We start from the raw sequence: 14,491 nt of genomic DNA on the forward strand, positions 1-14,491 counted from the left end.
GCGAGCATGATGAACCTCATCGAATATCGCCGCACCTCCGCTCGGCTTTCCGACTATCTGCCATGGGCAGCCCTGGTCGGTCCCGGCATTGTGCTGAACAAGGATGGCAGCTTCCAGAGGACGGCGAAGTTTCGCGGGCCGGATCTTGATTCTGCTGTCGCCGTCGAACTGGTCGCTGTCGCCGGTCGTATCAACAACGCCGTGCGGCGTCTTGGTTCCGGCTGGTCGATCTTCGTCGAGGCGCAGCGTTCCGAGGCCGCGACCTATCCCGACAGCCGTTTTCCAGATGCCGCCTCCGCACTGGTCGATGCCGAGCGCAAGGCCGGGTTCGAGGAAGTGGGCACGCATTTCGTGTCCGGCTATTTCCTGACCCTCCTTTGGCTTCCGCCTGCCGAAGACGCCGCGCGCGCCGAGACCTGGCTTTATGAAGGCCGTGAGCAATCCGGCGTCAATCCTCATGAACTGCTGCGCGGCTTCAGCGACCGCACCGACCGCGTGCTGGCGCTGCTCGACGGCTTTATGCCGGAATGCCGCTGGCTCGATGACGCTGGCACGCTGACATACCTCCATTCGGCGATTTCCACGAACCGTCATCGCGTCCGCGTGCCCGAAGTGCCGATGCACCTCGATGCGCTGCTGGCCGATCAGCCACTGACCGGCGGACTGGAGCCGTGCCTTGGTGATGCGCATCTGCGCATCCTGACCTTCATAGGCTTTCCGACCGCGACCACGCCTGGCCTGCTCGACGAAATGAACCGGCTCGCGTTCCCATATCGCTGGTCCACCCGCGCCATCCTGATGGACAAGACGGATGCAACGAAGCTGCTGACCAAAATCCGCCGCCAGTGGTTTGCCAAGCGTAAGAGCATCGCCGCGATCCTCAAGGAGGTGATGACCAACGAACAATCGGCGCTGGTGGACACCGATGCGTCTAACAAGGCGCTCGATGCCGACATGGCCTTGCAGGAGCTGGGCGCTGACGTCGCTGGCATGGCCTATGTCACAGCAACCGTCACCGTCTGGGACATTGATCCGCGGATCGCCGACGAGAAGCTGCGTCTGGTCGAGAAGATCATTCAAGGCCGTGACTTCACGGCCATGCCCGAAACCGTCAATTCCGTCGATGCCTGGCTCGGCTCGCTCCCCGGACATGCCTACGCCAATGTCCGGCAGCCGCCAATCTCGACCCTAAACCTTGCCCACATGATCCCGCTATCGGCCGTGTGGGCGGGGCCGGAACGGAACGAACACCTCGGAGCGCCCCCCTTGCTGTATGGCAAGACCGAAGGTTCGACGCCGTTCCGGCTTTCCCTTCATGTCGGCGACGTGGGCCATACCCTCGTCGTCGGCCCGACCGGCGCAGGCAAATCCGTGCTGCTGGCACTGATGGCGCTGCAATTCCGCCGCTATGAACGCAGTCAGATATTCGCCTTCGACTTCGGGGGATCGATCCGGGCATCCGCGCTCGCCATGGGTGGCGACTGGCATGACCTCGGCGGCGGGTTGACCGAGGGATCGGAGGTTTCCGTTTCCCTGCAACCGCTCGCGCAAATTGATGACGCTTATGAGCGATCATGGGCCGCTGACTGGATTGCCGCAATTCTGATGCGTGAAGGCGTGACCATCACGCCTGAGGTGAAGGAGCATATCTGGACGGCGCTGACCTCGCTGGCATCTGCACCCGTCAGCGAGCGCACCATCACCGGTCTCGCGGTGCTCTTGCAATCCAATGATCTCAAGCAGGCGCTGCGACCCTATTGCATCGGTGGTGCCTATGGCCGGTTGCTCGATGCGGAGACCGAACAACTCGGCTCAGCGGATGTGCAGGCGTTCGAGATCGAGGGACTGGTCGGAACTGGCGCGGCCCCGGCCGTGCTCGCCTACCTGTTCCATCGCATCGGCGACCGGCTCGACGGGCGGCCGACTTTGCTCATCATCGACGAAGGTTGGCTGGCGCTGGATGACGAAGGGTTCGCCAACCAGCTGCGCGAATGGCTGAAGACGCTCCGCAAGAAAAACGCCAGCGTCATCTTCGCCACGCAGTCGCTCTCGGACATCGACGGCAGCAACATCGCGCCTGCCATCATCGAAAGCTGCCCGACACGGCTGCTGCTGCCGAATGAACGCGCGATCGAGCCGCAGATCACTGCGATCTATCGGCGGTTCGGCCTCAATGACCGGCAGATCGAGATCCTCGCACGGGCAACGCCCAAGCGCGACTATTACTGCCAGTCGCGCCGCGGCAATCGCCTGTTCGAGCTGGGCCTGTCCGAAGTCGGCCTCGCGCTCTGCGCCGCATCATCCAAAACCGATCAGACCCGCATTGCCGCTCTCGTCGCCGAGCATGGGCAGGAAGGCTTCCTCGCCGCCTGGCTGCGCGAGCGCGGCGTCGAATGGGCGGCCGAGCTGATCCCCGATCTCACCAATCTTGCCGAACGGCCCGAGCCCGCTCAGCCGGTCAGGCCAGATCCAATCCAACCCGATGACATCCAAGAAGAGGAGACCTTGCCATGATCCGTATACCTATTTCGCGTTTTGCCAGTGCATCCATGCTGGCGTTGACCCTCGCTATGCCGGTCGCACTATCACCAATCCTGACAAGTCCGGCTCACGCCTTTGGCTTTGGCCGCATCGTCTATGATCCGACCAACTATGCGCAGAACCTTCTCACCGCCGCGCGCACGCTGGAGCAGATCAACCACCAGATCACTTCGCTTCAGAACGAAGCGCAGATGCTCATCAATCAGGCGAAGAACCTCGCCAGCCTGCCATATTCCTCGCTCCAGACCTTGCAGCAAAATGTGCAGCGCACACAGCAGCTCCTGAGCCAGGCCCAAAACATCGCCTTCGACGTCCAGAACGTCGATCAGATGTTCCAGCAGAAATACGGCAATGTCTCGCTGTCGGCCACCGACACCCAGCTTGTCGAAGATGCCCGTTCGCGCTGGCAGAACACAGTTGGCGGTTTGCAGGACGCCATGCGCGTGCAGGCCGGTGTGGTCGGCAATATCGATACCAACCGCGCCGAGATGTCGGCATTGGTCGGCCAGAGCCAGAACGCCACCGGCGCCTTGCAGGCTACGCAGGCGAGCAATCAGCTTCTCGCCCTCCAGTCGCAGCAGCTTTCCGACCTGATCGCGCTGATGTCGGCCAATGGCCGGTCCGAGGCGCTGATCGAGGCCGAGCGGGCCACCGCCGCCGAACAGGGCCGCGTCCAGCGTGAACGCTTCCTGACGCCGGGATCGGGCTACCAGCCCGGCAATGCCCGGATGTTCGGCAAAGGCAACAACTGACCGGACAGGAGGGGCGCGACATGGACGGCAAGATGCTGGCACGGCTGGGCGCGATCATATTCGTGGCTATCGCCATCACCGCCACGGTGATCGAAATGACCCGTGAGGATGAACCTGCGCAGAACCGTCCGGCTCCTTCGCTTCAGCCCTCTGCCGATCCGCTGCGCCAGAGCCTGCGCGATTGTCAGCGTCTTGGCGAGGCCGCCGCGAGCGATCCCGATTGCCTCGCCACCTGGGCGGAGAACCGCGACCGCTTTCTCGGCCGGACGCCGGTGCCCACCGCCCCGCATCAGAACGGGGGAGAGTGAACCATGGGTGGCACCGGCGTCATCGACTCGTTTCTAGGCGTATTCACCAGCTATATCGACAGTGGCTTTGGTCTGCTTGGCGGGGAAGTCGCCTTCATCGCCACCACGCTGATCGTCATCGACGTGACGCTGGCGGCACTGTTCTGGTCTTGGGGTGCCGACGACGACATCATCGCGCGATTGGTTAAGAAGACGCTCTTCGTGGGCGTCTTCGCCTATCTGATCGGCAACTGGAACAATCTCGCACAGATCATCTTCGACAGCTTTGCGGGCTTGGGCCTCAAGGGATCGGGCACCGGCTTTTCCGCCGCCGATCTGCTGCGTCCCGGCAAGGTGGCGCAGACCGGCCTTGATGCTGGTCGCCCGCTGCTCGAATCCATCTCCGATATGATGGGCTACTGGTCCTTCTTTGAGAACTTCATCCAGATCGCCTGCCTGATGTTCGCCTGGGCGCTGGTGCTCCTGGCCTTCTTCATTCTCGCCGTTCAGCTCTTCGTCACGCTGATCGAGTTCAAGCTGACCACGTTGGCCGGTTTTGTGCTGATCCCCTTCGGCCTCTTCGGCAAGACCGCCTTCATGGCTGAGCGGGTGCTGGGCAATGTCGTTTCCTCTGGAATCAAGGTTCTGGTGCTGGCCGTTATCATCGGCATCGGATCGACCCTGTTCTCGCAGTTCACGGCAGGCTTCGGTAGCGTGACGCCGACCATCGATGATGCCATGGCGATCGTGCTGGCGGCCCTTTCCCTTCTCGGCCTCGGCATATTCGGTCCCGGCATCGCTTCCGGTCTGGTTTCCGGCGGCCCGCAGCTTGGCGCAGGTGCTGCCGTTGGAACCGGCCTTGCTGCAGGCGGCATGGTGCTTGCCGGGGGTGCCGCCGCTGGCATGGCCGCGAAGGGAGGAGCCGCAGCGCTCTCTGGTGGAGCGGCTGCCGTGCGGGGTGGTGCTGCCGCCGCAGGTGCGGCGAGCGCCGCCTACAGTGTCGGTTCGCTTGGCCAGTCTGGTGCTGCCGGTGTCGCCTCCGGTCTGGGCGGTGTTGCCCGTGCCGCAGGCTCCGCCGCCGCATCGCCCCTGAAGCGCGCCGCTTCCAAAACCTCCGAAAGCATCAAGTCCAGCTTTTCCGATGGTGCGCGTGCCGGCTTCGGCGTCACCGGCGGCTCCTCCACGGCTGGAACAGTCGGAGGCGCAAGCGAGGCCGCAAGCGCTGCCCCATCGCCCGCCGCGCAGGCTGGCGGCTCTCCTGCATGGGCAAAGCAAATGCAGCGCAAACAGACACTCAGCCAGGGCACGTCGATGGCCGCCCATGCCGTGCGCTCCGGCGACAGCCATGGCGGCGGCTCCTCCATCAATCTTTCTGAAAGTGACCGCTCATGAACATCTTCAAACGTCCATCTGCCCATTACGGCAAATCGCCCGAACCCGAGACGCCCTATCAGAAAGCTGCCCAGGCATGGGACGAGCGTATCGGTTCGGCTCGCGTGCAGGCGAAGAACTGGCGTATCATGGCCTTCGGCTCGCTGATCCTCTCGGCCGGATTCGCCACCGCCCTCGTCTGGCAATCGGCGCGCGGGACGGTCGTGCCCTGGGTGGTGCAGGTCGATAATCTCGGCCAGTCGCAGGCCGTTGCGCCCGCCGTGGCTGACTATCGCCCGACCGATCCCCAGATCGCATTCCATCTCGGCCGCTTCATCGAGCAGACGCGCTCGATCCCGTCCGACGCCATCATCGTGCGGCAGAACTGGCTGCGCGCCTATGAGTTCACCACGGATCGGGGTGCGGCAACTCTCAATGATTACGCTCGCGCCAATGACCCGTTCTCCAAGGTCGGGCGTCAGCAGATCGCGGTCGAGGTGTCGTCGGTGATCCGCGCCTCGAATGACAGCTTCCGTGTCGCCTGGACGGAGCGCCATTACGAAAACGGCCAGCTCTCCACGACCGAACGCTGGACGGCAATCTTGACCATCGTGATCCAGACGCCGCGCGATGCTGAACGCCTGCGCGTCAATCCGCTCGGCATCTACGTCAATGCAATTTCATGGTCGCGGGAGATGAGCCAATGACCCGCACAATGGTTCTTATTTCCGGCTTGCCGGTTTTCCGTAAACCCGCTTTGGCGGCTTTGTTGCTGTCCGCCACCATGCTGGCCGGTTGCGCCACCAACCGCACCCCGCAGTTCAGCTATGATGACGATGTGCCGTCGCTTCCTGTCGTACCGGCAGCCGTTACCGACGACCGGCCCCGGCCTTTGCACACGCCGCCGGCATGGACTGTCGCGCGCGGCGGAACCGCTGCCGGAACACCGACGGGCCGCGTCGAGAACGCCAATGCCGCCGCCCGTGTCGAACCGCGCCGGGAAGGCTACTATAACGCCATCCAGATCTACCCGTGGTCGGAAGGGGCGCTGTTTCAGGTCTATGCCGCTCCGGGGCAGATCACGACAATCGCGCTTGAACCCGGCGAAAGCCTGACTGGCGCGGGGCCGATTGCAGCAGGCGATACCGCCCGATGGATCATTGGCGATACCGAAAGCGGATCGGGTACAAGCCGCCGCGTCCATATCCTCGTCAAACCGACTCGTGAGGATATTTCCACCAATCTTGTCATCAGCACGGATCGTCGCGTTTACCTCATTGAGCTTCGCGCCCGCGCGGCGCTCTATATGCCCGCTGTGGCCTGGGCCTATCCCGCGCTACCTGCCGGTCAGCGCGTGACCGTTCCGGCAGCCCCCATCATCCCTGTCGAGACGGCCCGAAACTATCGCTATGGACTGACTGGCGATAGTCCGCCGTGGCGACCCATTTCTGTCTTTGACGATGGCCGCCGCGTCTATGTCGTCTTCCCGCGCGGCATCGTGCAGGGCGAGATGCCACCGATCTTCGTCATCGGCTCCGAGGGCGAGACCCAGATCGTCAACAGCCGCATTCACCAGAACATCCTGATCGTGGATCGCCTGTTCGGGGCTGCCGAGCTGCGCCTTGGCAGCGGCGATCGCCAGCAGACCGTCAGGATCGTCCGCGTCGAACAAAGGCCGGCGGCCCAGCCCGCAAAGACCGGGGAGACTCCGTCATGAGCGAAGAGGCGACCACCAACTCAGCCCCGATGCGTCTGCGCGCCGAGCCGCCGCGCGTCACCCGCCTGTCACGCAAGATGCTGGCCGGTGTGGGCGCCGTCGCGCTCCTCGGCATTGGTGGCGCATTGATCTATGCGCTCCAAACCCGCGACATGAATGGCAGCGGCGAAGAACTCTATTCAACCGAGAACCGCGCAACAGCGGACGGGCTGGCTGGTCTGCCGCGCGATTATACCGGCCCCGTCCTGGGGCCAGCTTTGCCGGGCGACCTCGGCGGCCCGATCCTCGACGCTCAGAACAGGGGGCAGCCTGTTACGCCGCCCCTAATAGTAACACCAACTCGCGATCCTGCCGAGGAGCGACGTCTTGCCGAAGAAGAAGCCGCGCGTCTGAGCGCGGTGTTCTTCCAGTCGGGGCAGCGATCAGCGACGACACCCGGCTCCAATATGCCGGGCTTCGCTGGCCTTGACCTTGGCGGTCAGCCCACAACGCAGGACCGGCACACGGCATTTCTGAATGGTCCGGTGGATCGCCAGACCGTCGCCACCGATCGGATCATGGCACCAGCCTCGCCCTATATCCTTTATGCAGGAGCCGTGATCCCGGCGGCGATGATTACCGGCATCCGTTCCGATCTCCCCGGCCAGATTACCGCGCAGGTGACAGAAAATGTCTATGACAGCCCGACGGGCAGCCTGCTCCTGATCCCGCAGGGAACGCGCATCATCGGCCAGTACGACGCCGGTGTGCAGTTCGGGCAGCGCCGCGTGCTGCTGGTATGGAACCGCCTGATCCTGCCCAATGGCCGCTCCATCGTGCTGGAGCGCCAGCCGGGTGCTGACGCTTCCGGCTATGCCGGTCTTGAGGATGGCGTCGATTACCACTGGTGGGATCTGATGAGGGCGGCGGGCCTGTCCACTCTACTCGGCATCGGCACGGAACTGGCGACCGACGACGAGGATCGCCTGATCCGCGCCATCCGCGACGGGGCGCAGGACACCATCAATCAGGCCGGACAGCAGATCGTCCAGCGACAGTTGCAGGTCGCGCCGACGCTGACCATCCGGCCTGGCTATCCCGTCAGGGTCATCGTCACCCGCGACCTGATACTCGAACCTTACAGGAGCTGACCATGACGAAGCTGAAACTTGGGCCACTCGTTGAAGACAAACCCGTCAAAGTGACGGTGGAACTGCCCGGAGCGCTCCACCGCGATCTGATCGCCTATGCCGAGGTGCTGGCCCGCGAAAGCGGCCAGCCCACTGCTGACCCTGTCAGACTCATCGTGCCGATGCTGGAGCGTTTCATCGCCACAGATCGCGGGTTCTTAAGGATGCGGCGAGCCGAAAAGAGGGGGCTGACAGTTTGATCGGCCGCATTGATGCCGATAACCCCTCAAATGGGGTCCGTATTCCATGGTGAATGACATACGGTGAATTCCATCGAAGTTGCCACGCTCCATGGTTGGAATTGCGGATAACTTCGCCTTTATGCGCCTAGCCATCTTGGCCTGATGTGTATCCAAGGGCTACACTCCGACTCATGAAGGAAAAAGATGCCGGAATGCGAATCCGTGTCGAGCGGGTGCTTCGCGATGAATTCCTGAAGATGTGCCGCGAGCAGGATCGCCCTGCCGCGCAGGTCATCCGGGAATTCATGCGGGAATACATTGCGGCAAGAAGAATGCAGCGCGCTGGCCAGGTCGAGACCATCGGCGAAATGGATGTCGCGCCAAGGGGTGAAGAATGAACGCCGTAGAGATCGAAGAAGCCATATCGGCTCTCGCCGAGCAGCCGTTTGACGCAGACGAATTTCCGTTCGCGTTCCTTCAGGCGTTCGGGGCGAAGGAGACCACGCTTCGACGGCTGCGTAGTGGCGAGACCAACAAGTCCGATCTGGGCGGCGTTCTTCAGACCAACAACATTCACATCGCGGTTGCGCCCGAAGGTGCGGTGACCGAGACGCTCGGCAAGCTCAAAGCCAGCCCGGCGACAACACGCGCGAAGGCGAAATTCGCACTCGCCACGGACGGCAGGGAATTCCAGGCGGAAGACCTGAACACGGGCGAAGTCGTCGTTTGCGACTTCCCGGATTTCCCGGATCATTTCGGTGTATTCCTGCCGCTTGCGGGCATTTCCACTGTCAAACAAATCCGTGAAAGCGCCTTCGACATCAAGGCGACGGGGCGACTGAACCGGCTCTATATCGAACTGCTGAAAGACAATCCGGAATGGAGTTCTGCCGCCCGCCGCCATGACATGAACCATTTCATGGCCCGCCTGATCTTCAGCTTCTTTGCCGAAGATACCGATATCTTCCTGAAGGATGATTTGTTCACCTCGACCATCGAGAAGATGAGCGACAAGGACAGCTCGAACACCCATGAGGTGATCAGCGAGATTTTTCGTGCGATGAACACCAAACGGGAAGATCGGGCCAGCGCTGGCATCGCCCGTTGGGCAAATGACTTCCCCTATGTGAACGGCGGCCTATTCTCCGGCAGCACCGAGGTTCCGCGCTTTTCCAAGATCGCCCGCTCCTATCTGCTGCATGTCGGCAAGCTCGATTGGAAAAAGATCAACCCTGACATTTTCGGGTCGATGATCCAGGCTGTCGCCGATGACGAGGAGCGCGGCGCGCTCGGTATGCACTACACCAGCGTGCCGAACATCTTGAAGGTCCTCAATCCGCTATTTCTGGACGATCTGCGCGAACAGCTTGAAGAAGCGGGAGACAATGCTCGCAAGCTTTTGAACCTTCGCAACCGCATGGCGCGCATTCGTGTGTTTGATCCGGCCTGCGGCTCCGGCAATTTCCTTGTTATCGCCTATAAGGAAATGCGCTCTATAGAGGCTGAGATTAACAAGCGGCGCGGTGAATCTGATCTCCGCACGGAAATCCCTCTGACCAACTTTCGTGGGATCGAGCTTCGAGATTTCCCTGCGGAGATTGCGCGCCTTGCATTGATCATAGCTGAATATCAGTGCGACGTGCTTTATCGTGGTCAGAAGGAGGCATTGGCTGATTTTCTGCCGCTTGACGCCAATAATTGGATCACTTGTGGCAATGCCTTGCGGCTTGACTGGCTTGGCTTGATGGATGTCGAAAACGTCGGTGTGAAACATCATGCCACTGATCTATTTCACGTGCCAGTCGACCAGCCGAAGATTGACTTCCAAAACAAGCATGGGGAAATTTATATCTGCGGAAATCCCCCTTTCAAGGGCGCTCGAAAGCAGTCGAGCGAGCAAAAGTCCGATCTTTGTGAGATATTTGGAGGTGGAAATGACTACAAGGACTGCGACTATGTCACTGGATGGTATTTAAAGGGGGCAGACTTTCTCGCCCGCGAACCTGGCGCTTTAGCGTTTGTCTCAACAAGTTCGGTTTGTGAAGGTGAGCAGGTTCAACATATTTGGAAGAGAATTTTCGACAAGGGGTTAAGTATATTCTTTGCGCACAGACCGTTTCCTTGGAGAAATAATGCAAGCAATATCGCAGTTGTAACATGCATTATTGTCGGGTTGCGTAGTTCCTCGGAAAAAACGTTGGGTATCTATGAAGGCGATAGTTTCCTGAGATGCCAAGGTATATCTCCATACCTGGTGCCAGGTAGCCCTGTGTTTGTGCAGGCAGAAAATTCGCCTATATCAGAGAATTTTCATGTGATGTCGTCGGGCAGTATGCCCAGAGATGGCGGCTATTTGCTTTTAGACAACGACGAAAAGTCAGACCTTGAAAAAGATTGGCCTCTCGCGACGAAATTCTTGAAACGGTACTCGGGCACCAGTGAACTTACCAACGGAAGTATACGGTGGTGCATTTGGATTGATGATGAAACGCTGCACGAGGCTGTCCATATCCCGCCAATTGCAGAGAGGGTTCGGCTGGTTGAGAAGTTTCGCCTAGATTCCACGGCCAAAACGACCGTGGGCTATGCTCGAATTCCGCATAAGTTCGCGCAACGATCACATCGTCAAGGAAATGCCGTATTAGTGTCTGCGACAAGCTCTCAAAATAGAGAATATATACCTGCTGACTGGATAAACGATAGAATAGTAGTATCAAATGCTGCGTATGTTGTTTATTGCGCAGACTTATTTGAAATTTCGATTGTTATGTCTCGAATGCATCTGGTTTGGATTGCGACCGTTTGCGGGAGGATGAAAACCGATTACAGGTATTCAAAAACCCTGGGTTGGAATGCCTATCCCGTCCCTAAGTTGACCGAGAAGAACAAAGTTGATCTGGCCCGCTGTGCCGAGGACATCCTTTTAGCACGCGAGGCGCATTTCCCCGCGACCATCGCCGATCTGTATGATCCTGAACAAATGCCAGCTGACTTGCGTGCTGCGCATGATCGCAATGATGAGGTGTTAGAGCGCATCTATATCGGTCGCCGCTTCCGCAGTGATACGGAACGCCTCGAAAAGCTTTTCGAGCTTTATACCAAGATGACGACCTTGAAGGATTCCAAAACTAGCAATTTGAAGATGAAAGCCTAATGCAATGACCAGCGAAAAACACGTCCCTTCCGTTTCCGTCACCTACGCGCAGAATGGCAATTCAACCAAGCCGAACGAGCTTGGCATGCGGCCTATGCAGGAGGCGGTGTACGAGAAGCGGGGCGAGCAGTATTTGCTGATCAAATCGCCTCCCGCATCGGGCAAGAGCCGAGCGCTGATGTTCGTCGCGCTGGACAAGCTCAACAATCAGGGCTGCAAACAGGCGATTGTCGTTGTGCCGGAGAAATCCATCGGGTCCAGCTTCGCCGACGAGGCGCTGTCGAAGCACGGTTTCTATTGGGATTGGCATGTCTCTCCGAAATGGAACCTTTGCAATGCGCCCGGCGCAGACGGCGGCAAGGTCAATTCCGTGGAGGCGTTTCTGGATGGCGACGACAAGGTTCTCGTCTGCACCCACGCCACTTTCCGCTTCGCCGTCGATAAATTCGGCATTGAGGTTTTCGATGACCGGCTGATCGCGGTGGATGAGTTTCACCACGTTTCCGCGAATCCTGACAACAAGCTTGGTTCGCATCTTGGTCAGCTCATCGGGCGCGGCAAGACGCATATCGTTGCCATGACCGGCTCTTATTTCCGGGGCGACGCCGAGCCCGTGCTGATGCCCGAGGACGAGACCAAGTTCGAGCCTGTTACCTACACCTACTATCAGCAGCTCAACGGCTATAAATATCTGAAGTCACTGGATATCGGCTACTTCTTCTACGCCGGAGCCTATTCAGACGACATCCTGAAGGTGCTCAATCCGGATGAAAAAACCATCATCCATATCCCGTCTGTCAATTCACGCGAGAGCACCAAGGACAAGATCAGGGAAGTCGAGCATATCATTGAAGAGCTGGGCACCTGGCAGGGCTCCGATCCGGCAACCGGCTTCCAACTGGTGAAACGTCCCGATGGACGTATCCTGAAAATCGCCGATCTGGTCGATCCCGATCATCAGGCGACAATCCAGGCCAGTCTCCGTTCGCCCGAAATGAAAACCAACCGCGATTATGTGGACATCATCATCGCCCTTGGCATGGCCAAAGAAGGCTTTGACTGGATTTGGTGCGAGCACGCCCTCACCGTTGGCTACCGCTCCAGCCTGACCGAGGTCGTTCAGATCATTGGCCGCGCGACACGTGATGCCCCTGGCAAAGCCCGCGCGCGTTTCACCAATCTGATTGCCGAGCCGGATGCGTCCGAGGAGGCCGTAACGGAAGCGATCAACGATACGCTGAAAGCCATTGCGGCGAGCTTGCTCATGGAACAGGTGCTCGCGCCCCGTTTCAATTTTACGCCGAAGCGCCCGGAAAACGAGCCGACGCCCGGCTTCGACTATGGCGATGGCGGTTATGATCCGAACAAATGCAATGTCGGTTTCAACGAAGAGAGCGGTGAGTTCCAGATCGAGATCAAGGGTCTTGCCGAGCCGAAGAGCAAGGAAGCGCAGCGCATTTGCCAGGAAGACCTGAACGAGGTCATTACAGCTTTCGTTCAGGACAAGAGGTCAATTGAACGGGGCCTGTTCGATGAAGAATTGGTGCCGGAAGAGCTGACCCAGGTCCGCCTTGGCAAGATCATCAAGGATAAATATCCGGAATTGGACGACGAGGATCAGGAGGCCGTGCGCCAGCATGCTATTGCAGCGCTGAACCTGACCCAGCAGGCCAAAGCCGCGCTGAACCCCGATGGTGAAGCTCCGAAGTCCGGCAATACAGCCTTGCTTGACGGCATACGGAAGATCGCCATGGATGTGCGAGAGCTCGACATTGACCTGATCGACCGCATCAATCCGTTCGGCGAAGCATATGCCATCCTTGCCAAGACGATGAACGAGGAGAGCCTGAAGCAGGTCGCGGCCGTCATTTCCGGGAAGAATGTCAAGTTGACACCCGAAGAGGCTCGCGATCTTGCGCGCCGGGCCGTCAAATTCAAGCAGGAGCGCGGGCGTTTGCCGTCCATCACCGCCGCCGATGCGTGGGAACGGAAGCTAGCGGAAGGTGTGGCTTTCCTCGCGCGCATGAAAGCGGAGGCCGCAAATGGCTGATTTCACCGACGAAGATGATGCTCTGCTTGCTGAGCTAGGGGTTGAGGTCGAAACCAAGAAGGCTGGCAGCCGCACGCCGCGCGAAGAGCGCATTATCGCAGGCTTTGAAGAAATTCAGCGCTTTGTCGAAGAACATGGCCGTGCGCCACGCCACGGCGAAGATCGCGACATTTTCGAGCGGCTTTATGCCGTTCGGCTGGATCGTATCCGTTCGCTGGAAGAGTGCCGCGCGCTGGTCGAACCGCTCGATCATCAAGGCTTACTTGGCGATGAGATTGCAACCGCTCAGCCCGATATTGACGAAATGGACGATGATGCGCTTCTGGCCGAACTCGGAATCGAGGCGGAAGCGCCAGAGATTACGACTCTGAGGCATGTTCGTTCAACGGCAGAAAAACGGGCAGCGGAGGAGATTGCCAACCGTGAGCGCTGCGAGGATTTCGAGAAATTCAAGCCACTGTTCGACCAGGTCCAGGCCGATCTGAAAAGCGGCGTCCGGACGACACGGAAATTCGTGAAGGACGCGGGGTTCTTGAAAGCCGAAATCACGGTGGGCCAGTTTTTCATTCTGGGCGGACAGACTGCCTATGTCGCGGACGTTGGCGAAACGATCAAGGCTCCGAATGGTGAGACAGACGCCCGTTTGCGTGTGATCTATTCCAATGGCACGGAAAGCAATCTGCTGCTGCGGTCACTTCAGCGCGCCCTTTATAAGGATGAGGCAGGTCGCCGTATTACCGAGCCGAGCGCCGGTCCGCTTTTTGCTGAGGAGACCGATGAGGATGATACCGCCAGCGGAACCATCTATGTTCTGCGCAGCAAATCGAACCATCCTCTCGTGGCCGAGAACCGCGACATCGTGCACAAAATCGGAGTGACCAGCGGCAGCGTCGAAAAGCGCATTGCCAATGCCAAGCTCGATGCCACCTTCTTGCTGGCAGATGTGGAAATTGTCGCGACCTACGAACTTTACAACATCAACCGGGCGAAGCTTGAAAACCTGATCCACCGGGTGTTCGAACCGGCAAAGCTCGAAATCAAAATCAAAGATCGCTTCGGGAACCCCGTTGTGCCGAGAGAGTGGTTCTTGGTGCCGCTGTTCGTGGTCGATGAGGCGGTGCAAAAAATCAAGGACGGGACGATTGCAAACTATATCTATGAACCAGCGACTGCTGGCTTGAGAGAGATGTAGATATAGATGTCACGTGAGATGGCCATATTTGATCATTCATCATTCCCTTCAGCTGCTATCAGAAGCCAGCGGAGTG

12 protein-coding genes are annotated in these 14,491 nt (G+C 59.3%); all 12 read left to right on the top strand.

Going from position 1 to position 14,491, the window contains the following annotated elements:
• Nucleotides 1-6: 6 nt before the first annotated feature.
• The 12 genes from trbE to FHY56_RS02485 all read left to right on the top strand — a co-directional run bounded on the left by trbE (nucleotide 7) and on the right by FHY56_RS02485 (nucleotide 14,415).
• Nucleotides 7-2,514 (top strand): conjugal transfer protein TrbE, encoded by a 2,508-nt coding sequence (trbE, locus tag FHY56_RS02430; RefSeq protein WP_140903597.1) that lies wholly within the window; start codon nucleotides 7-9, stop codon nucleotides 2,512-2,514.
• Nucleotides 2,511-3,293 carry a P-type conjugative transfer protein TrbJ gene (trbJ, locus tag FHY56_RS02435; protein WP_140903598.1) on the top strand — a complete coding sequence of 261 codons (783 nt, stop codon included), beginning with the start codon at nucleotides 2,511-2,513 and terminating at the stop codon, nucleotides 3,291-3,293. The genes trbE and trbJ overlap by 4 nt, the downstream gene beginning before the upstream one ends.
• A 20-nt stretch (nucleotides 3,294-3,313) precedes the next feature.
• Complete coding sequence (trbK-alt, locus tag FHY56_RS02440) at nucleotides 3,314-3,601, top strand: putative entry exclusion protein TrbK-alt (protein WP_140903599.1); 288 nt, start codon at nucleotides 3,314-3,316, stop codon at nucleotides 3,599-3,601.
• 3 nt (nucleotides 3,602-3,604) lie between these two features.
• Entirely contained in the window at nucleotides 3,605-4,972 is a 1,368-nt protein-coding gene (gene trbL, locus FHY56_RS02445; RefSeq protein WP_140903600.1) for a P-type conjugative transfer protein TrbL, read from the top strand.
• Entirely contained in the window at nucleotides 4,969-5,658 is a 690-nt protein-coding gene (trbF, locus tag FHY56_RS02450) for a conjugal transfer protein TrbF (RefSeq protein WP_140903601.1), read from the top strand. The genes trbL and trbF overlap by 4 nt, the downstream gene beginning before the upstream one ends.
• Entirely contained in the window at nucleotides 5,655-6,668 is a 1,014-nt protein-coding gene (gene trbG, locus FHY56_RS02455; protein WP_140903602.1) for a P-type conjugative transfer protein TrbG, read from the top strand. The genes trbF and trbG overlap by 4 nt, the downstream gene beginning before the upstream one ends.
• Before the next feature lie 29 nt (nucleotides 6,669-6,697).
• Entirely contained in the window at nucleotides 6,698-7,798 is a 1,101-nt protein-coding gene (locus FHY56_RS02460; protein ID WP_452101245.1) for a TraB/TrbI/VirB10 family type IV secretion system protein, read from the top strand.
• Nucleotides 7,799-7,800: 2 nt separating this feature from the next.
• The gene (locus FHY56_RS02465; protein ID WP_140903604.1) at nucleotides 7,801-8,037 is read left to right on the top strand and encodes a DUF2274 domain-containing protein; all 237 of its coding nucleotides are present in this window, start codon (nucleotides 7,801-7,803) and stop codon (nucleotides 8,035-8,037) included.
• 173 nt (nucleotides 8,038-8,210) lie between these two features.
• Nucleotides 8,211-8,417 (top strand): hypothetical protein, encoded by a 207-nt coding sequence (locus tag FHY56_RS02470; RefSeq protein WP_140903605.1) that lies wholly within the window; start codon nucleotides 8,211-8,213, stop codon nucleotides 8,415-8,417.
• Entirely contained in the window at nucleotides 8,414-11,173 is a 2,760-nt protein-coding gene (locus FHY56_RS02475; protein WP_140903606.1) for a class I SAM-dependent DNA methyltransferase, read from the top strand. Before FHY56_RS02470 ends, FHY56_RS02475 begins: the two co-directional genes overlap by 4 nt.
• Nucleotides 11,174-11,177: 4 nt before the next feature.
• On the top strand, nucleotides 11,178-13,223 hold the full coding sequence (locus FHY56_RS02480; RefSeq protein WP_140903607.1) for a DEAD/DEAH box helicase: 2,046 nt from the start codon (nucleotides 11,178-11,180) through the stop codon (nucleotides 13,221-13,223).
• On the top strand, nucleotides 13,216-14,415 hold the full coding sequence (locus tag FHY56_RS02485; protein ID WP_193556749.1) for a GIY-YIG nuclease family protein: 1,200 nt from the start codon (nucleotides 13,216-13,218) through the stop codon (nucleotides 14,413-14,415). The genes FHY56_RS02480 and FHY56_RS02485 overlap by 8 nt, the downstream gene beginning before the upstream one ends.
• Nucleotides 14,416-14,491: the final 76 nt, after the last annotated feature.

Source organism: Brucella gallinifaecis (genome assembly GCF_006476605.1).
Taxonomy (GTDB): Bacteria; Pseudomonadota; Alphaproteobacteria; order Rhizobiales; family Rhizobiaceae; genus Brucella; species Brucella gallinifaecis.